Here is an 18,235-nt window from a genome sequence, read left to right on the forward strand (position 1 = left end):
TTGTGGAGGCTCTTACTAAGGTTCAGACTACTTCTATGGCTGCTACGCTTGGTTGTAGTTCCCCTGCTTGTATTTGCGCTCCTCCTGTTTGTATTCTTGCTGATAGGGGGAAGTCTATACGGGCTGCTGGTAGCGAAAACTATTGCTAGGATCGGGGAAAACCCTTACATATTCGTCCCCCTTCTCGTGCTTGAGGTCTTAGCTTTGCTCGGAGTTATATACATGCTCATGGTGTATATTAGTAAAATCTGGAAATATAAGAAAACTGGAGGTAGGTGATGAAAAAAGCCATATTTGCCCTTATGGTAGGCTCTGTCCTCTTATACTCCTGTAAGGCTACTCAGGCGAAAGCCTGCCCCGACGAGAAGACAGTTAAGGAAAACCTCAGCAAGCTCGTCAACAGGGACTTCAAGGTAGTGAGCCTGAAGCCTGTGGAGGGATTCGGGGGTCTGTGCGAGGTCGTTCTTAAGATGGGTTTAAAGCCTATAGTCGTATATACAAATGCGGAAGCCAAGAACTACATAGTGGGTAACGTGTTCAACGTGGACACGAAGGAGAACCTAACCCAGAAGACGGTCAGCAAGTACATGACCGTATCAAAGGATGTCCTGGACAAGCTTGAGAAGAGCGTTAACATGACCTACGGTAAAGGGGATAAGTTCGTTTACTACATAACTGACCCAGACTGTCCCTTCTGCAGACGTTTCTCTCCTATGTTGAAGGAGTGGGCTAAGAAGAACAACGTCCAGGTAAAGGTTATCCTCTACCCGCTTCCCATACATCCCGAGGCAAAACCCAAAGCCATAGCTATGGTGTGCGATAAGAAGGGCTATGACCACATACACAAGAACGTGAACACCAAGAACCAGTGCAAGAAAGGTAAGGAAGCCATAGAGAAGAATATGAAGCTAATGCAGGAGCTCGGTATATCGGGGACTCCTACGGTGATAGGGATGAACGGGAAGTACATAGTGGGTCTGCCGAGGTCAACGGACGAGCTGAACAGCCTCGTTAAATAACTCAGTCCCTTCCCTTTATAAGGAGCTTTATAGGGGAGTGCTTTATGCCGAGCGCTTCCCTGAGCCTCTTCACAAAGAACTTCTTGTAGTTGTCCTTCCAGGCATCGGGGTAGTTAGTTATCACCACCACCGTAGGTGGTTTTACTCCCTCCTGAAAGGCGTAGTAAACCTTAACCTGCCTGCCCCTGTGGTGTATAGGTCTTTCCTCAACTATATCGTGCACGACCTTGTTGACGAAGGAGGTCTTGTGCTTCTTTGTGTAGTCCTCGTAGACGAGTACAGCCTTATCAAGGATATCCTCTACACCCCTTCCCTCCGGAGCAACGGTGAACACAATGGGAGCGTAATCCAGAAAGAAGAGCTCTCTCCTTACCAGCTCTTCAACCTCCTCCTCGGAGAGGGGAGAGAGATCCATCTTGTTGGCGACCACAACACAACCCTTATACTTACGCTCTATCAGACCACCGAGCCTCTTGTCCTGCCTAGTCACACCTTCTCCAGCATCAAGCACAAGGCAGACCACATCCGAACTCTCTATCGCCTTAAGGGAGCGCCCTACCGAGAAGAACTCCACGCCGTACTCAACGTTTGAGGGTCTCCTCACACCGGCCGTGTCCACCAGGACGAACTTGTTGCCATTCCACTCAAAGGGAACTTCAACGGTATCCCTTGTCGTGCCCGCCACGGGCGAGACTATCACCCTATCCTCCTTGAGAAGGGCGTTGAGGAGGGAAGACTTCCCAACGTTCGGTCTTCCTGCAAGGGTAAGCCTTATACCCTCGTAGCTCAGCTCAACACTGCCATACCGAAGCCTCTTAACCACCTCGTCCAGGAGCTCCCCCACGCCCCTACCGTGGACGGAAGACACCGGGAAGACGTGCCTAAAGCCAAGTTGATAGAATTCAGAGACGACCTCCTCGTCCCTGTCCGTATCCACCTTGTTTACCACAAGTATCACCTTGTCTCCGAAGGGATAGAGGAGTCGCGCTATCTCCTCGTCAAGGGGGGTAACGCCGTCCTTTACGCTAACAACGAAGAGGATAACGTCAGAACGTTCTACCTCCCTCTCTATGGTTTTCCTCACGCCCTCAAGTATCTCGTCATGGGAGTCCGGTACGAGCCCGCCTGTATCAACGAGCAGGAACTCCTTTCCACCCCACTCCGCTTTTGACTCAACTGAGTCCCTCGTAACACCAGGTATATCCTCAACTATCGCCTTCCTGCGCCCGACGATCCTGTTGAAGAGGGAAGATTTGCCCACATTAGGACGCCCTATTATCACAACTCTGTTATTCATGAAAGTTTTATATTAACACCTGTTCAGTCGCTTTCACCTATCTTGAAGGTCTTTATGAGCTTCCTCTGCTCCTCAAGTATGAACTTGTCTATGACCTTCTCCTCCTGACGGGAGACCTTCAAAAACCTGACACCCATGCAGACCTGTGTCTGCATAGCCCTGACGTTCATTATCTGACCGAGCATGTTCTCAAACTTGTGCTCCCCTATAGAGAAGTTCATAACCACGTACTTGCCCTCCGAAGGCTTTATGAGGGCATCGGTGCATATCCTAACACCCTTTGTACTTATGTCCTCTATCCTGCCCGTTAGGAAGTCGGCACCCTCCATAGCCTCCTCGGTTATGTCATCCACCACGGCGAACTCCGCGGGTATGTTCACCTTCCACCTCAGGCTCTCCCTCAGCTGCACCCTGTGGATGTTGTCCGTGTGTTCAAGGACAAGCACGAGCCTGTCCCCCTCCGTGTACTTATCCTTGATTATGGTCTCAAAGCTATACCTGCCCTCGTTCTCCCTTATGAAGTGGAACTTCACGCTCTCGCCTATCCTCACGGGTCTTGGAAGTGCCTCAAGAACAACAACGTGGAGCTCGGTTTCCGTCTTGTCCCAGACGGCGGCGTCCACGTAAACCCCGTCTATGACGAGCTTTCCAGTCTGATAAAGGTCTATGTCCCTTGTGCTCGTTATAGGTATGAACCAGGGGATCGTATCAAACCTGAGCTTAGCCCTTATGGAGGGTATGAGTCTAACACCCGCTATGTTCTCATGGATTATTCGGGAGACGACCCTCTCAAAGAGGGGTTTGTTCTCGTAGACCATCTGGGGATCGTAGGGGAACTTTTTAGCGTAATTCCAGAGGAGCCTTATCTCCTCCTCGGTAAGACCAAGAGACCTTCCCCTCATGAAGAAAGCCTTCTCAACCTCCCTGGCGTGGGAAAGCTTGCCCCATAGATAGGGTATGGTTATGACGGTGAGAGTGGCGGCGAGAACCACGAAGAATAGGACTATCTCTTTTGTGGAAGGTCCTTGAAACATATAGCGAGAAGCTTCAACCAGAGTGTCCCACGCAGACTGGGCTTCCATAGCTATATATTAATATCCTCCCCAAGATAAAAATTTTTAAGTTTCAGCTCATACGTGAGCCATAACCATCTGTTTTAAAGCTTCCTTCGGCTGGACGCCTATCCTCGTGTCCACGACCTCCCCGTTCTTGAAGAGTATTACGGTAGGTATAGCCCTTATGCCGTACTGCATGGCTATGTTGGGATTTTCGTCGGTGTTGAGCTTACCTACCTTGATCTGACCCTCAAACTCCTCGGCGAGTTCCTCAATTATGGGAGCTATTATCCTGCAGGGTCCGCACCAGGGTGCCCAGAAGTCAACGAGCACAGGTTTATCTGAGTTAACAACCTCTTCATTCCAGTTGCTTTCCGTCAATGTAACAACACTTCCTGCCATTACAACTCCTCCTTGATGAGCATGTCGTAGAGTTTCAGAATACGGTCGTCCTTAATATAGTAGCAGATTATTGAGCCCTCCCTTTTCCACCCAACTATACCCCTGCTCCTGAGTATGGACAGGTGTTGGGATACGCTGGGCTGTGACATATTGAGTACTTCCCCAAGATTCTTGACGCACTGCTTCCCCTCAATGAGGATTGAGATTATCTTTAACCTTACGGGGTGGGAAAGAGCCTTGAAAAATTCCGCCAACTCCTCTAACTTTTCCTCGTTGGTTACAGTTGTATTCATCCTCTCGCCCTCTTGGAAAATTTTAACATAATTAGAATATAAGCAAGTATTAAATCTTTCTCAACACTCTGTAAGCTTCCTCAAGCTCTCTCTTGGTCACCCTGTATGGAGAAAACCTGTGCCTCTGGTACAGAGATACTATGAAGGCAACCTCACGGTAGTAGGGTCTGCTGGAGAGCTTTTTCAGCACTTCTTCGGGAAGATACTCGTTAAAGGGGTAACCCTCCTTCCTGCTGAGCCTATCCAGTAAAAGCCTGTAAAGGTTTTCCGGAGTCTTCCTTACCCTAAGTAAATAGAACCTGAAAGCCAGAAATGCTGCCATCACACCAAAAAGAACGGCGATAAAGGTTAAGAAAACCTCTTTTATATCGGACAGAGAGATATCCTTCAGTCCTTTAACCGCACTCCTCAGCAGGGACACCTGCTTTTTGGCTGAGAAGTCCACCACGTTCTCGTACCAGAAGGACACCAGGGCATCGCGGAGGAGATGCAGCTTTGATATACGGCTGACCGCCGGTGAGAGGTAGGGGGGCGTCGTGTCCAGCCTGAGCCACCTTCCTCCCGCGTAAGCCTCCACCCACACGTGCGCCATAGAGTTGGTTACTATGTAGTAGTCTCCGTAATCGTTCTTTATGTAGCCTTTAAAACCACCCACGACACGGGCAGGCACACCCATAAGCCTCAGGAGAAGGGCTGTGGAGGAGGCAAAGAACTCGCAGTTTCCCCTCCTTGACCTGAAGAGGAAGTGTTCTATGGGGTGTCCCTGAGGTTTTTCTATGCTGAGGGAGTACGAGAACCCCCTTTTAAAGAAGTCTTTAACCGCTTCAAGTTTTTCCTCTGGACTTTCCCTACCGCGGGACAGCTCCCTGGCGAGCTCCCTTACGCTCTCCGGGACGTCGGGAGGGACTTCCCTGTATACTTCGTTCAGTTCGTCCGAGGGAGAGAGGTCTCCCGATACAGCCCTGTACCTCACGGGTCGGTTTATAGCCTTGGTGCTCTCGTAGTATCCCCCTTTGTATCTAAGGGCGCTCGCCTTAGTTCCCTCCAGCCTCAGGAGTCTGACAGGATAGTCCAGCACCGGTAGGAAGGTATCGTAGGTAGGCTCCAGTATGATCGTGTACCTGTAAAACTCTCCTGGCTCAAGCACGCTGGGGTTCTGCTCTTTCTCCTTAAGCGTCCTGACCCACTTCGTATTCAGGAGAGTATCAAAGACGGATACCCTCCAGTAGGCTTCTTCCGGCACCTTCCCGTAAATCCGGAACACAACGGTGTTGTCCTGCTGAATGTCCCCCACCTTCCCGAGCTCCACTTCATCGGATATGCCGCTCAAGAGACCTTTCTCCTGACGGGCGAAGGCGTCAAAGAGGGGCGTCTGAGTTCTCGGAAGTATGAGGAAGAAGGGTACTGTAGCGAGAGCCACGGAGAAGGGAAACAGAACCGAGAACTTAAGGTAACGAGAGAGGAAGTCGGGCGTTAGAGGTCTCTCACCGAGGTTGGCGTAAGCGTTCGTGAAGGTGAAAGCCACGCTTCCTATGAAGAGCTCGTACAGGAAAAAGAGAAGAAAGCTCAGGTCTAAACGGAAGGTGGTGGATACCGCAACCCCGAAGAGGCTTAGGAGGAGCATCTGGTATATATCCCTGGGCTTCTTCTCCTCAAGGGACTTTATAGCGAGGAGAAGGAGGAGCATGTTGGCGAAGGGTTTAACAGCGTTGTCAAAGCTGAGCTCCAGCAGGAAGAGTATGGATACCAGCACACCGCCGAGGTTGAACACCCAGCGGGGCATGTATATACGGAACTTCCACTCGTTCAAAAGGCCGATAAGGAACAAGCCCAGGAGGGGGAAGTAGTAAAGGTCGCTCGCTATGCCGTACAGACCTAAGAAACAACCGAGGGCGACGAGATAGGTCAGGATGAGGCTTACCTTCTTAGCGGTCAGCATACCTAAATACTCTATCGTAGATTTAGCTTATGCCTCCCTACGCCCCAGAATGAGGACACCTGCGAAGCAGGTCCTTTAAACTCAGAATTCCAGATACACCTCAGTTGTGCTGGGTTCCCTGCTTCTCAAGTTCCTTTATGAGTTTCATGGTCTGGTCAAACTTGTAAAGGGAAGAGGCAACGTCCTTAAGATGCCTCGCCGCCTCCATGTAAGCGTCCTTCAGACGTGGGTTATCAGTCCTCTCTGCCTTCTCCAGTAGGTTCCTGTGAAAGAGGAGCAGACCGTTTCTGAGTTCATTAAAGTCCATCTCTTTCCTCCGAGTTCTCTTAACTTTTCAACCAGCTTAGATATTACCCTTCTGAGAAAGCCCTTTCCATGACCTGAAACAAGGGTAAAGCTTATCTTCAATACGAAGTAGCCCTTTCCCTTTGAAACGTCCTTTATCAGGGCTTCCAGGTCTTTTCTGAGCTTCTCCACGTTCACGCTGTAGTAGGTGCTGCCGAGACCCTTTACCCTGCCCAGTGCCCTTTCAAGGAGCTCCGTATCAAACTCCTTCCTCTCGTTCAGCTTTATGTAAAACTCGGAGATATCCTTCACGGTGGTAAAGAAGGGCTCCTCCCTCGGGAACCTCATAGCTTGAACGCTTGCGTAGTGGGCTGATTCAGCGTAGAGCTCCTCGTTGAATATCAGGGCTGACATGTAAACCGCCTCTGCGGGCGTGTTCCTCTTTGAGTAGCTGGATATCTTGCTCAGGACTGTCCAGTAGCGCAGGAACTTGGAGTACATCTCGTAGAACACTTCCCTGTACTCCGGCAGAAAGCTGACCTTTAAACCTTCCGGTGAGGACACCTTAAGTATGTCTTTACCGTAGAATACGTCGCCCTTTGGGGTTACGAACTGGAAGAGATCCAGCTCAAGGAGTATGTCCTGCCACTTTCCCTTGAAGGTGTGAAAGGTCTTGTTGGCACAGGATATTAGCTTAGCCAGGTCCACCTCAAAGTTGTTCTCCTTCCTGACAAGCTGGCAGTAGCATATGGGGTAAAGGAGTACTTCCTTCTTGGTGGGGTCTTCTATGATCTCCAGGAATATGCTCTCTAACCTCCCTATCTCCTGCCATGTATCTTTGAGCATAGGAATAATTTAAAGTGGAGTGATTTCTCTTGCAACAAAAGGAGCTTCCTTTGTATATATTTAAATTCTAAGGAGGTAAAGGAGAATGTATCCTATGGAGAAAGAGGTGAGCATACAGGACGAACTGCTTGACAGTTTCAAAGCCAAGGAAGCCACGGTGACCATATACCTTACCCGTGGCAACAGGATAACGGGCAAGGTGTTGAACCACGACAAGTACACAATACTCCTTGACGTTGAGGGACAGCCCAACCTCATATACAAGCACGCCGTCAGCACCATAGTGGAGGGTAAATGAGGGCAGTCCTCGTAGGTATATGGAACAGGGATACTACCAAGGAGGAAGCGAAGGAATCCCTGAAGGAATTGAAAAGGCTCGTTGAGGCGGTGGGCGGGAAGAGCATAGGCTACGTACTCCAGAACAGGAATAGACCAGACGTTAGGTACTTCATAGGGGAGGGTAAGGCTCGCGAGTTGAGGGAAGTCCTTAAGGGAACCGGAGCGGACACGGTCGTCTTTGACGATTCCCTAACGCCCTCTCAGGTCAGGAACCTGGAGAAGCTGACGGGCAGAAAGGTGCTGGACAGGACAGACCTCGTCATAGAGATATTTTCAAGGAGGGCTAAGAGCAAAGAGGCGAAGCTTCAGGTGGAGCTCGCAAGGCTCACCCACGAACTACCTCGCCTTCAGGGGAGGGGTAAGTCCATGTCAAGGCTCGGAGGTGGCGTTGGAACGAGAGGTCCCGGTGAACAGGAGACGGAGATAAGACGCAGGCTCATAAAGAAGAGGATATATCAGGTAAGAGAAGAGCTGGAAGAGGTTAAGAAGATGAGAAGGCACCAGAGAAAGAGGAGAGAGAGGAGCGATTCGGGGGAGAGCATACTCAAGGTCGCCCTCGTGGGCTACACGAACGCGGGTAAGTCAACGCTCCTCAGGGTGCTCACCGGGAGGGAGTCCTTCTCCGCGGATATGCTCTTCGCAACGCTGGATACAAAAACCTCCTCAAGGTTTCTCTCCTCAGACCTGAAGGTGCTCTTTACTGATACGGTGGGCTTTATAAAGAAGCTTCCCACGGAACTGATAGAGTCCTTCAAGGCTACACTGGAAGAGGTGACGGAAGCTGACCTCATACTCCACGTGGTTGATGTGTCCGACGACAGGTGGCTTGATTACATACACACGGTCAGAGACATACTCAAGGAGCTTTCAGCGGACGGGAAGCCGGTAATATACGTGCTCAACAAGGCTGACAGGATAGTGGACAGCGAGGAAGAGATGAGACACCTTCCCCACGGAGCCTTTGTGGAGGGCGCGTCGGTAGTTGTCTCTGCCGAGAGGAGATGGGGCATAGACGAGCTGATAAATAAAATAAGGCTCTTCGGGGAAAGAATGCTGGCGGTTGGTTCCGGTGCGGAGGGAAGTACTCAAACGTAAAAGATGTAAAGGCTCGCCATCAAGACCAGTATAAACAGAATGGTCATACCGCCTCCTGCCTTCACGTAATCTATGGTTCTGTAACCCCCGGGTCTCATTATGAGAGCGTTCACCTGATGGGTGGGAATGACGAAGGTATTGGAGGCGGAAACACCAACAACGAGGGCTGACAGACGGGGGTCTGCACCCACCTCCATAGCCATGTCTATTGAGAGAGGAACAAGGAGGACTGTCGCTCCCACGTTGGAAACCACGAGGGTAAAGAAGGAAGTAAGCAGGGCAACGAGCAGGTAGAAGCTGAGGGGTGTCAGCTCTCCTATACCGGATATTATCGTCTTCGCCACGAACTCGGCCGTCCCGCTCTCCTGAAAGGCTATGCCCAGAGGGAGCAACCCTGCTAAGAGAAATACGGTCATCCAGTCAACGGAACGGTAAGCCTCGTCAACGCTCATTACCTTCGTTAGTATCATCCCGAGGGCACCCGTCAACAGAGCTATGGAGAGCTTCACGTTGAACACGAGTATTAGGGTCAGGGCTACGCCAAACCAGAGCAGGGCAAACTTTGCCTTCCCCGGGCGCATTATCTCCCCCTTTATCTCAGTGGAGAAGGCGAACACGTTCCTGTCCTTCAGCTCCAGGAACTTATCCCACCTCCCGAAGAGGAGGAGAGTATCACCGGGCATCAACTTCATGTCGGAGAAGCCGGAGTATATGACGTCTCCCCTCCTAACGAGGGCTACCGGATTTACCTCGTATCTCCTCCTAAAACGCACGTCGTTCAAGGTTCTGCCGGCTAGTTCTGAACGGGGTGTTATTATGCCCTCAACCAGACCAGCGTTCACGTTTGAAAGGTCGTCGGCAAACTCCTCAAGCTCCTCCTTCAGTATTAGACCCAGCTCACGGGCAAAACGGTCAACCGTATCCGGGCACCCGATCACAGCTATGTCATCGGAGGGCTCAACCACCTCTTCCCTGTGGGGAGCGAAGTTCTTCTTTCTCGTCTTCCTGTGGTACACGGCAACTATGGTTACACCAAACCTCCTCCTCGCATCTATCTCCCCGATCTTCCGTCTGGAAAAGTTCACGGGCACGTGAAGCTCGTAGAGTCCACATATGTTTTCATAGGTCTGTGAGAGATCGGAGGGTAAAAACTTGCCCTCGTCCTCGGAGCTGTGAACCTTGGGAAGAATGAACCTGCCCAGGAGTATGAAGTAAAGGATTCCGGCGGCCACGAGAGAGAGACCTATCGGTGTAACGGAGAAGAGACCGAAGGGAGGAAGCTCGTACATGCTCAGCAGGTCGTTCAGAAGTATCAGGGGGCTTGAGCCGACGAGGGTTATAGTACCCCCGAGTATAGCTGAGAAACCCATGGGCATGAGCATGTGGGATACGGGTATTCTCAATCTCTTGGATATCCTCACCACTGCCGGTAAAAACAGGGCAGCCGCACCTATGTTCTGCATAAAGCTTGATATGAGGGCTACCGTCCCCGATATGAGGGCTACTATCCTCGTCTTGGACTTGCCGGCAAAGCGTATTATGTAACCAGCGAGAACGTTCATAACACCGGTCTTGTCAAGACCGGCACCTATGATGATCACGGCTATTATTGAGACGACCGCATTACTGCTCAAGCCGCCTATAGCTTTCTCTGGGGACACGAGCCCAAGCAGGGGAAGGAGAACCATCATGAGTATCCCCACCACATCAACCCTTACGAGCTCGGACACGAAGAGGTATATGGCGAGGGTGAGAACTTCCAGCGTGAGAACCTTATCCTTGTCAAGCCCGACGGTATCCTTTATAAGAGCCTCGTCGGCGATGAAGGTTGCCCCTATGGCAAGGGAGATAAAAGAAAGGAGTATTTTCTTTACCATTATGTAAGAAAATTATAATGCCATGGGAAACAGGGAGATCTATCTGATTGATGCCTCATCATTCATATACAGAGGTTTTTTCGCCCTGCCGCCCCTCACGACCAAAGACGGGTTCCCAACGGGCGCCATATACGGGTTCCTCAGAGCCTTGCTCTCCATAATGAAGTCCGAGAGACCAGAGTACCTGGTGGTAGTATTTGACCACCCTGCACCTACCAAGAGAGACTCCCTGTTTAAGGAGTACAAGGCGGGAAGACCTTCCATGCCGGACCCACTCAGACTCCAGATACCTGTCATAAAGGAGTTGCTCTGGCTTATGGGCATACCGACCCTTGAGGTGGAGGGGTACGAAGCGGACGACCTGATAGCCATACTCGCCAAGAGGTTCTCCGAGAAGGGGTTTAAGGTAAAGATATACACGCCCGACAAGGACATGCTCCAGCTCGTAAGCGAGAATGTGGTAGTCATAAACCCTATGAACTGGGAGGTCTTCAATCCCGATAAGGTGAAGGATAAGTTCGGTGTACCCCCTCAGAAGGTTGCCGACTATCTCGCCCTCGTTGGAGACAAGATAGACAACGTGCCCGGCGTAAGGGGGGTGGGACCTAAAACGGCGGTAAAGCTAATAGAGAAGTTCGGCGGTGTCCCTAACATACTGGAGAGGTGGGAAGAGTTTAAGAAGATCTATCCGGAGGCTAAGAGGGAGGAACTGGAGCTGTCTTACCAACTCGTAAAGCCAATGACGGATGCTGAGGTGAGCCTGTCCGATGAGGACTTCAAACTCAGAGAGCCAGACATAAACAGGCTCAGGAAGCGCCTTGAAGAGCTTGAGATGAAGAGCATACTAAAGGATGTTGAGAAGCTGTTTAAAGGAAGGGTTCAGGGAACGCTCTTTTAGCGGACTATCGTGTTCACCCTATTCTGAACCTCGTCAACAGCCTGTATAAGACGAGCGTAGGTTTCGTGTGCCCTTGAGGTCTCTATGAGTCTGACCATTTCAACTATGCCGTTCACGTTGGACAGCTCTATGAACCCCTGTCTGACCGAGAAGCCTTCCGCCGGCTGGGGTGTGCCCGTAAAGAGGTCTTCCCCTACCTTCTGGGCGTCGGGGAGAGCCCACACACCGAGGGTGGACACCCTGATGCCGTCCACGTAAACGTTACCTTCCCTGTCCACGTCCACCCTGTTGCCCACCACCTTTACTTCATCGTTGGCTCTGTCAAGCACCCTGTAACCCTTCTCCGTCACGAGAAAGCCCTCGCTGTCAAGGCGGAAGTTCCCTTTTCTCGTGTACATCACGCCCTCGGGCGTCCTTACTGCAAAGAAGCCTTCTCCCTCTATGGCGAGGTCAAAGGTGTTGCCCGTTTCCCTGAGGGAACCCTGTGAGAGGTCTGTAAATATACGCGTCATCATGGGGTAAACAAAGTTGTTGGTAGGGTTCTCGGGTGAAAGGTTCGGCACCTGGGCACCCATGTCCGTGTACCAGCTGGACACCTCAACGAAATCTCTCTTGAAGGAAGGCGTATCAAGGTTTGCAAGGTTGTTGGTGGTAACGGCGAGCTTTCTCTCCTGCAGGAGCATGCCGCTTGACAGTATGAAGAGTGGCTGATAGTCCAGAGCCATAACTCCCTCCTTACAAGGATATGTTAACCTTCTGCCCCACCTTCATAAGCTCCTCCATCCTGTCCACAGCCTCCGTAAAGTCGGACACGTAGCCCCCAAAGCCCTTAACGAACCTGGCGGCGTCCTCCTTATCTGCGAACACAAAGGCGGAAGGTGTGCAGCAGGGCGTCGCAGAGCTACCCACAACGAAAGCTCCCATGAAGGCGTTTATCGGATTGCAGGTTATAAAGTCCCTCGTTATAGCCATCTCAATCTTGTCTTTGTTAAGGGTCTTGTAAGCTATCAGACCACAGTGGGCGCAGCAGGTATGAACCTTCTTTCCTCCCTTAAGTATGTATATGAAGGCGAGCCTCAGATCTACCTCCTTGCCACACACTGCGCAGACGCTGTCCCTGAGACTGTCTTCCCTCTTGAGCTCTATGTTACCGTGCCTCCTAACTATCCTTCCTTCCTCCTCAAGCTCCCTGAGGTCTCTGTATATTGTCATGAGCGATACGTTGAAGTGTCTGGCGAGCTCCTTCGCGGTCGTGTATCCTTCCTCAACGAGCTTCAGTATCTCTTCCTTCCTTCCCATATCTAAATAAACTTATACCCCCCCTAAGCTCCTGTAAACTATAAATCGGCTTTATCCGTGTATTAATAAAAAGTAATAGTCCCTTTATAAAAATATGGTGATAATCTAATGTAAGGGTTTTCTGTAAATTTTAAAGGAGGTGTGTAGTATGGCAAGCGTTACTGCCGATAAGTCACTGGATACTTCAGGACTCAACTGTCCTCTTCCCGTTTTGAAAACAAAGAAGGCTCTTGAGGAGCTTCAGAGCGGGCAGATACTTGAGGTTATATCTACAGACCCAGGTTCCAAGGCGGACATACCTGCCTTCTGTCAGAGGACTGGGCACGAGCTCGTGGAAACTGTAGAAGAAGGAGGTAAGTACATCTTCTACATCAAGAAAAAGTAAAGGAGGGTAGCCATGGCAAGCGAAAGACTGGCGATAATAGCAACAAAAGGAACTTTAGATTGGGCTTACCCTCCTCTGATACTTGCCTCAACGGCAGCATCCCTTGGTGTTGAGACCGCCATATTCTTCACCTTTTACGGGCTCAACATTATCCACAAGGAGAAGATGAAGCACCTCAAGATAGCTCCCGTGGGCAACCCCGGAATGCCCATGGCTTTTCCCCCTTCAGTGAAGAAAACTCCCGTAGCCGGACAGCTCGCAGGGCTTATGGAAGCGATATTCCCCGGTCCACCTCAGCTAATGGGCGTTATTCCCGGAATGACGGACTTCATGACCGCTATGATGAAGAAGACCATGAAGGATCACGGTGTAGCCTCAGTTGAGGAGCTCGTAGAACTGTGCAAGGATGCGGATGTAAAGCTAATACCCTGCCAGATGACAATGGAACTCTTTGACTACAAGTACGAAGACCTCATAGACGGTCTTGAGCCACCAGGAGGAGCTGCCACCTTTATCAATTACGTTCTTGAGGCGGACAAACCTATGATACTTTTCGTTTAAAAACTTTTAGGAGGAAAGAGATGGCTGCACAAGAGTATGAAAAGCTCCTTTTCTACATCCTGACCGTTCCCTTCTTTGAGAGGGCTGAACCCACGACCGGTGAGCTCATAAACCCCCAGGCGGGTGCACCCTTCTTCCTTGCCACCGCCGCAACCACGATGGACTACGAGGTTGAAATGGTGATAACCTCTGAAGCCGGGTTCCTTCTCATGAAGGACAACGCTAAGAAGGTAAAGGTAAGACCCGGAGTTGAGCAGAGCGTTTACGACTTCATAGTCATGGCTAAGGAAGCGGGCGTGAAGATATACCTCTGTGTACCCTCCCTTGACCTTACCGATGTATATAAGAAAGAGGACGTCAACGAAGAGCTCTGTGACGGAATAATCGGTGGTGCTGCGTTCTTAGACAAGCTCATGAGCGGAGAGTATGCTGTCATATCCCTGTAAGACAATGGGGGGAGCGGCTCCCCCCAAAAATAAAAATATGATTATAAGCATATTTTTATATACCTATAACGAAATTTTTTTGTTTTCTCCCAATAAAGAAACTAACTTAGTATCTGTGCATACCAAATTGAGGAGGTGCTGAGATGGAAGGACATCCTTACGGATACAACATACCCATATCCGAGAAGACAAAGGAGGTCCCCTGGGAAGAGAAGGTAAGGGTTTACGAAGAGGTGAAGTCAGACTTCAGGTTTAAGGAGTTCCTCTTCGGATGCCTGAACTGCGGAGTCTGTACGGCATCATGCCCTTCCAATAGATTCTTTGACTACTCCCCGAGAGAGATAGTCCAGAGGTTCCTTGAGGAAGACGTGGAAGTCGTTTACGACATGATGCACGAATACATCTGGGCTTGCTCCCAGTGCTTTACCTGCTGGATAAGGTGTCCCTTCGTCAACAACCCCGGCGGACTCGTCATAATAATGAGGGAGGTTGCGGTCAGGAACGCCTTTGAGGCTACCAAAGACCTTCTTAAGCCCTACGGAAGGGTTCTTCTAAAGGTCATGACCACCGGAAACCAGCTCTCAGCGGACATGCTACAGCCGGACTTCTTCCCCGACTGGGGTCCCAAGATGCAGGACAACATGGAGAACATAAGGGCTAAGAGGATGGCTATACCCTTTGACGTGGGTAAGTCCGTTAAGACCGCTTGGGAAGTCTCCCTTGAAACAGCCATAGAGATGTACACGATATGGAGAGAGACAGGCATCTTTGAGATGCTTGAGAAGCTTGACCCCAACCTCTACAACGTCATAATGGACATAGTGGAGGAGAACGAGGAGCGTTGGGAAGAGCTTCTGGAAGAGGAGGAAGAGGAGTAATATGCTAACTAAAGGGGATGAAACCCCGAGGAAAAATTTTGAGGAGGTGTAGTTATGGGACATGGAAAAAGCCCATATTTGAGATATGCGGATCCTGAACCCTTTCCGATATTGAACAAGCACTCTCACTACGACCATCTCTTTGAGGAGATGCACGAGCTTGAGGAAAAGGGCGAGATCCTTGTCTTTAAGATCACCGAGGAGAATAAGCCTGTTGAGGTCTTCACCAGAACCGGTAGGATAAAGACCGTTCCCACCGCCAAGCTCTGGCACCACAAGTCCTGCGGTCAGTGTGGAAACATACCTGGATACCCTGCTTCTATCTTCTGGTTCATGAACAAGTTTGGCTACGACTACCTCAACGAGCCTCACCAGACTTCCTGCACGGCCTGGAACTACCACGGTTCCGGAACTTCTAACCCCGTTGCTCTCGCGGCTGTCTGGCTGAGGAACATGCACCAGGCTTGGAAGACCGGATACTATCCCCTTATACACTGCGGAACCTCCTTCGGTTCTTACAAGGAGACGAGGGAGCAGCTCATATTCAACAAAGAGCTCAGGGATGCGGTCAAGCCCATACTCAAGAAGCTCGGAAGACTCACCGAGGACGGGAGGATAGTGATACCCCAAGAGGTCGTTCACTACTCAGAGTGGGTCCACGCCGTCAGAAACAAGATAGCCGAGCTCTACGAGAAAGAGGGCAAGGCTAAGGGAATAGACGTTTCCAACGTAAGGGTGGCTATACACAACGCCTGTCACACTTGGAAGATGATGGCTGACGACTACCCCTACGACGCGGAAGTTTACAACGGACAGAGACCCGCTGCTTCTACTGCAGTCGTTAAGGCTCTCGGTGCTCAGGTGGTTGACTACTCCACCTGGTACGATTGCTGTGGTTTCGGTTTCAGGCACATCCTCACCGAGAGGGAGTTCACCAGATCCTTCGCCATACAGAGGAAGCTCAAAGTTATAGCCGAGGAGATCAAGGCTGACCTCATAGTCACCCACGACACCGGTTGTACCACCACCTTTGAGAAGAACCAGTGGATAGGTAAGGCTCACGGAATGTATCACCCCGTTGCGGTTATGTCAGATGTTATGTTCTCAGCTCTCGCATGCGGAGCTCACCCCTTCAAGATAGTCCAGCTCTACTGGAACTGCTCCAACTACGAGCCCCTCCTTGAGAAGATGGGAATAACCAACTGGAAGGATCTCAGAAAGGAGTGGGAGGACACCGTAAAGCAGATAGCGGAGCTTGAGAAGGAAGGAAAGTACGACGAGCTGATGGAGTTCTTCAAGGAGTACGACCTCTACGAGCCCTACAGCAAGACTTCCGACGGGTTCAAGAGGAAGAGGTCTGCTTCCGCAGATATGCCTCTCTTCAAGTCCTAAACGGGATATGTTGTGGGGGCTTTTGCCCCCTTTATTCTATAACTCTTAATTAAGGAGGTTGGAGATGGCAAAGAGTGTTCTGGTAGTCGGAGGAGGTCCGGCAGGACTCGCAGCGGCGAGAACCCTGGGAAAACTCGGAATACCCACCATACTGGTGGAAAAGGAGCAGAAGCTCGGTGGAAGACCCGTAATTGAGGACTACCACACCCTCATACCCAGGAAGATGACTCCCCAGCAGGTTATAGGACCTTTCATTGAAGAGGTTCAGAACAATCCCAACGTTGATGTTAAGCTGGGAGTTGAGCTTGAAGCCTGCGAAGGTGAGGCTCCTAACTTCAAGGTAAAGCTCTCCAACGGAGAGGAGCATGAGGTAGCCGCTATCGTTGTGGCAACCGGATTCCAGCACTTTGACGCAAAGAGAAAAGGTGAGCTCGGATACGGCATCTACCCCGACGTTATCACCAACCTTGAGCTTGAGCAGATGTTTTCAAGGGAAGGCAAGCTCTACAGACCTTCCAACGGACAGCTTCCCAAAAGGGTTGCCTTCGTTTTCTGTGTGGGCTCAAGGGACAGACAGCTCGGTGTCACCAACGTCCACTGCTGTAGGTACGGATGTGCTCTCTCCGGTCTTCAGGGAACCGAGATAAGGGAGAAGTATCCTGACGTTGACGTCTTCTGCTACTACATGGACGTCAGAACCTACGGAACTTGGGAGTATCCCTTCTACTGGGCTCCCCAGGAGAAGCACGGCGTCAGGTACGTCAGGGGTAGGATAGCTGAAATAACCTACAGCCCCTCCGACGGAAGACTCAGGGTTAAGCACGAGGACACCATAGTCCAGAGACCTGCCGAGATACCCATGGATCTGGTAGTTCTCGTCCTCGGAATGGAGCCTTCCGAAGGAACCAAGAAGTTAGCCAAGATCCTCGGGCTTGCACAGGACCCGGACAGCCAGTTCCTCGTTCCAGCGGAGGATGCCGGTTCAAACATAGTCTCCAACAAGGCAGGCATATTCATCGCAGGTGCCTGTAAGGGACCCATAGACATAGAGTCCTCCCTCTCCGAGGGTGAGGCTGCTGGAGCAGAAGCCGCAACATTTATAGGAGCTAAGGTGTCAGCATAACTATGAACGAAGAAAAGAAGGAAGGCGGCTTTAAGGCTGTCACGCTTGATGATGCCCTTATAAGGGACTATCTGATAAAGATCCTTGGCGAGGGGGAAGACTTCGCCCAGGAGTTCTATCAGGAACTTGTAGAGAAATCGGAGTTTTTCCAGCACACGCTCGCCAAAGATAGACTTCCCTCCCTGAAGGAAACTGAAATAGAGGCTGTACTTGACAAGATATTCGCCGCGAGAAGGAAGAAGAAGCAGATCGTTGAAGAGACTGGTATGGATAGACTCAAGAAGGCTATAAGCGACCTGCTTTACGGAGACGAGAAGGGCGGATTTCTAAAAAAGAAGAAAAAGGAAGAGAGAAGCTGGGAAGAGAAGGTGGATGAGTTTGCAAAGGAGATAAGGGGAATAGACAGGAAGTCGGCAAGGGATATAGCCGCAGAACTCCTTCACTTCACCTTCCCCGACGAGTATATACTCTGGACGAGCTGGATATGGGATCCGGAGAGTGAAACCGGGGCGATAGTCTTCCTGAAAGAGGAACCTCCCACGGGAGGTCGTGGAAGAAGGATGTACGGAGAGAAGTACGAGCAGTTCAAACAGGTATATGAACAGATAGCGGAGAAGCTACAGGAGTTCGGTATAAAGGTTAAGGGCTATCTCTTTGTGGACATATTCTTGGCGATGATATACGCCACTTACGTGGACTACATGACCCTTTCTACCATGCACAGCGCAAAGGGTTTCTTTCCACCTGCAGGAGTTATGGCGAAGAGACTCCTCGGGGTTAACGTCCCCGTTGAATTTACTTAGGAG

Annotated in this window: 22 protein-coding genes; 12 read left to right on the forward strand and 10 right to left on the reverse strand. The window is 50.7% G+C overall.

Features of this window, described 5'->3' with window-relative positions; translation table 11 throughout:
* Together HG1285_RS14370 and HG1285_RS14365 are read left to right on the forward strand one after the other, a co-directional pair.
* Positions 1 to 279, forward strand: a complete 279-nt coding sequence (locus HG1285_RS14370; RefSeq protein ID WP_008286363.1) for a hypothetical protein — start codon at positions 1 to 3, stop codon at positions 277 to 279.
* Positions 279 to 1,019 carry a DsbC family protein gene (locus tag HG1285_RS14365; RefSeq protein WP_008286364.1) on the forward strand — a complete coding sequence of 247 codons (741 nt, stop codon included), beginning with the start codon at positions 279 to 281 and terminating at the stop codon, positions 1,017 to 1,019. Before HG1285_RS14370 ends, HG1285_RS14365 begins: the two co-directional genes overlap by 1 nt.
* Position 1,020: 1 nt before the next feature.
* Here the strand turns inward: HG1285_RS14365 and der are convergent, their stop codons facing one another.
* The 7 genes from der to HG1285_RS18675 all read right to left on the reverse strand — a co-directional run bounded on the left by der (position 1,021) and on the right by HG1285_RS18675 (position 7,136).
* Positions 1,021 to 2,316 (reverse strand): ribosome biogenesis GTPase Der, encoded by a 1,296-nt coding sequence (gene der / locus HG1285_RS14360; RefSeq protein ID WP_008286365.1) that lies wholly within the window; start codon positions 2,314 to 2,316, stop codon positions 1,021 to 1,023.
* A 23-nt stretch (positions 2,317 to 2,339) separates the two neighbouring features.
* Positions 2,340 to 3,398, reverse strand: coding sequence for a PilZ domain-containing protein (locus HG1285_RS14355; protein ID WP_008286366.1), 1,059 nt, complete (start codon positions 3,396 to 3,398; stop codon positions 2,340 to 2,342).
* A 48-nt stretch (positions 3,399 to 3,446) separates the two neighbouring features.
* Positions 3,447 to 3,773: a thioredoxin gene (gene trxA, locus HG1285_RS14350; RefSeq protein WP_008286367.1), complete on the reverse strand. Its 327-nt coding sequence runs from the start codon at positions 3,771 to 3,773 to the stop codon at positions 3,447 to 3,449.
* Positions 3,773 to 4,066 (reverse strand): metalloregulator ArsR/SmtB family transcription factor, encoded by a 294-nt coding sequence (locus HG1285_RS14345; RefSeq protein WP_008286368.1) that lies wholly within the window; start codon positions 4,064 to 4,066, stop codon positions 3,773 to 3,775. Before HG1285_RS14345 ends, trxA begins: the two co-directional genes overlap by 1 nt.
* A 49-nt stretch (positions 4,067 to 4,115) precedes the next feature.
* Complete coding sequence (locus HG1285_RS14340; RefSeq protein ID WP_008286369.1) at positions 4,116 to 6,005, reverse strand: DUF3488 and transglutaminase-like domain-containing protein; 1,890 nt, start codon at positions 6,003 to 6,005, stop codon at positions 4,116 to 4,118.
* A gap of 100 nt (positions 6,006 to 6,105) precedes the next feature.
* A complete protein-coding gene (locus HG1285_RS19390; RefSeq protein WP_157560450.1) occupies positions 6,106 to 6,312 on the reverse strand; it encodes a hypothetical protein in 207 nt (68 codons plus the stop codon).
* A complete protein-coding gene (locus HG1285_RS18675; RefSeq protein WP_008286371.1) occupies positions 6,225 to 7,136 on the reverse strand; it encodes a hypothetical protein in 912 nt (303 codons plus the stop codon). Before HG1285_RS18675 ends, HG1285_RS19390 begins: the two co-directional genes overlap by 88 nt.
* 85 nt (positions 7,137 to 7,221) lie before the next feature.
* On the opposite strand from HG1285_RS18675, the gene hfq reads away from it, so the two are divergent.
* Both hfq and hflX read left to right on the forward strand, forming a co-directional pair.
* Entirely contained in the window at positions 7,222 to 7,434 is a 213-nt protein-coding gene (gene hfq, locus HG1285_RS14335; protein WP_032496337.1) for an RNA chaperone Hfq, read from the forward strand.
* Positions 7,431 to 8,570 (forward strand): GTPase HflX, encoded by a 1,140-nt coding sequence (gene hflX / locus HG1285_RS14330; protein WP_008286373.1) that lies wholly within the window; start codon positions 7,431 to 7,433, stop codon positions 8,568 to 8,570. The genes hfq and hflX overlap by 4 nt, the downstream gene beginning before the upstream one ends.
* On the opposite strand, the gene HG1285_RS14325 is transcribed toward hflX, so the two are convergent.
* Complete coding sequence (locus HG1285_RS14325; protein WP_008286374.1) at positions 8,561 to 10,447, reverse strand: SLC13 family permease; 1,887 nt, start codon at positions 10,445 to 10,447, stop codon at positions 8,561 to 8,563. The genes hflX and HG1285_RS14325 overlap by 10 nt on opposite strands.
* A gap of 22 nt (positions 10,448 to 10,469) precedes the next feature.
* Here HG1285_RS14325 and HG1285_RS14320 point away from each other — a divergent pair, with 22 nt between their 5' ends.
* Positions 10,470 to 11,345: a 5'-3' exonuclease H3TH domain-containing protein gene (locus HG1285_RS14320; protein WP_008286375.1), complete on the forward strand. Its 876-nt coding sequence runs from the start codon at positions 10,470 to 10,472 to the stop codon at positions 11,343 to 11,345.
* Here HG1285_RS14320 and HG1285_RS14315 read toward each other — a convergent pair.
* Positions 11,342 to 12,070 (reverse strand): flagellar hook-basal body protein, encoded by a 729-nt coding sequence (locus HG1285_RS14315; RefSeq protein WP_008286376.1) that lies wholly within the window; start codon positions 12,068 to 12,070, stop codon positions 11,342 to 11,344. The genes HG1285_RS14320 and HG1285_RS14315 overlap by 4 nt on opposite strands.
* A gap of 10 nt (positions 12,071 to 12,080) precedes the next feature.
* Positions 12,081 to 12,644: a DeoR family transcriptional regulator gene (locus HG1285_RS14310; protein WP_008286377.1), complete on the reverse strand. Its 564-nt coding sequence runs from the start codon at positions 12,642 to 12,644 to the stop codon at positions 12,081 to 12,083.
* Between the two features lie 148 nt (positions 12,645 to 12,792).
* On the opposite strand from HG1285_RS14310, the gene HG1285_RS14305 reads away from it, so the two are divergent.
* The 7 genes from HG1285_RS14305 (at position 12,793) to HG1285_RS14275 (ending at position 18,232) form a co-directional block, all read left to right on the forward strand.
* Positions 12,793 to 13,029, forward strand: coding sequence for a sulfurtransferase TusA family protein (locus HG1285_RS14305; protein ID WP_008286378.1), 237 nt, complete (start codon positions 12,793 to 12,795; stop codon positions 13,027 to 13,029).
* A gap of 12 nt (positions 13,030 to 13,041) precedes the next feature.
* Positions 13,042 to 13,590 carry a DsrE/DsrF/DrsH-like family protein gene (locus HG1285_RS14300; RefSeq protein WP_008286379.1) on the forward strand — a complete coding sequence of 183 codons (549 nt, stop codon included), beginning with the start codon at positions 13,042 to 13,044 and terminating at the stop codon, positions 13,588 to 13,590.
* A 20-nt stretch (positions 13,591 to 13,610) separates the two neighbouring features.
* On the forward strand, positions 13,611 to 14,036 hold the full coding sequence (locus HG1285_RS14295) for a DsrE family protein (RefSeq protein WP_008286380.1): 426 nt from the start codon (positions 13,611 to 13,613) through the stop codon (positions 14,034 to 14,036).
* Between the two features lie 143 nt (positions 14,037 to 14,179).
* Positions 14,180 to 14,914, forward strand: coding sequence for a 4Fe-4S dicluster domain-containing protein (locus HG1285_RS14290; protein ID WP_008286381.1), 735 nt, complete (start codon positions 14,180 to 14,182; stop codon positions 14,912 to 14,914).
* 54 nt (positions 14,915 to 14,968) lie between these two features.
* Positions 14,969 to 16,306: a heterodisulfide reductase-related iron-sulfur binding cluster gene (locus tag HG1285_RS14285; RefSeq protein WP_008286382.1), complete on the forward strand. Its 1,338-nt coding sequence runs from the start codon at positions 14,969 to 14,971 to the stop codon at positions 16,304 to 16,306.
* A 64-nt stretch (positions 16,307 to 16,370) separates the two neighbouring features.
* Complete coding sequence (locus tag HG1285_RS14280) at positions 16,371 to 17,429, forward strand: FAD-dependent oxidoreductase (protein ID WP_008286383.1); 1,059 nt, start codon at positions 16,371 to 16,373, stop codon at positions 17,427 to 17,429.
* Positions 17,430 to 17,431: 2 nt separating this feature from the next.
* Positions 17,432 to 18,232: a hypothetical protein gene (locus tag HG1285_RS14275; protein ID WP_008286384.1), complete on the forward strand. Its 801-nt coding sequence runs from the start codon at positions 17,432 to 17,434 to the stop codon at positions 18,230 to 18,232.
* Positions 18,233 to 18,235 lie beyond the last annotated feature (3 nt).

The sequence above is a fragment of the Hydrogenivirga sp. 128-5-R1-1 genome, from assembly GCF_000171895.1.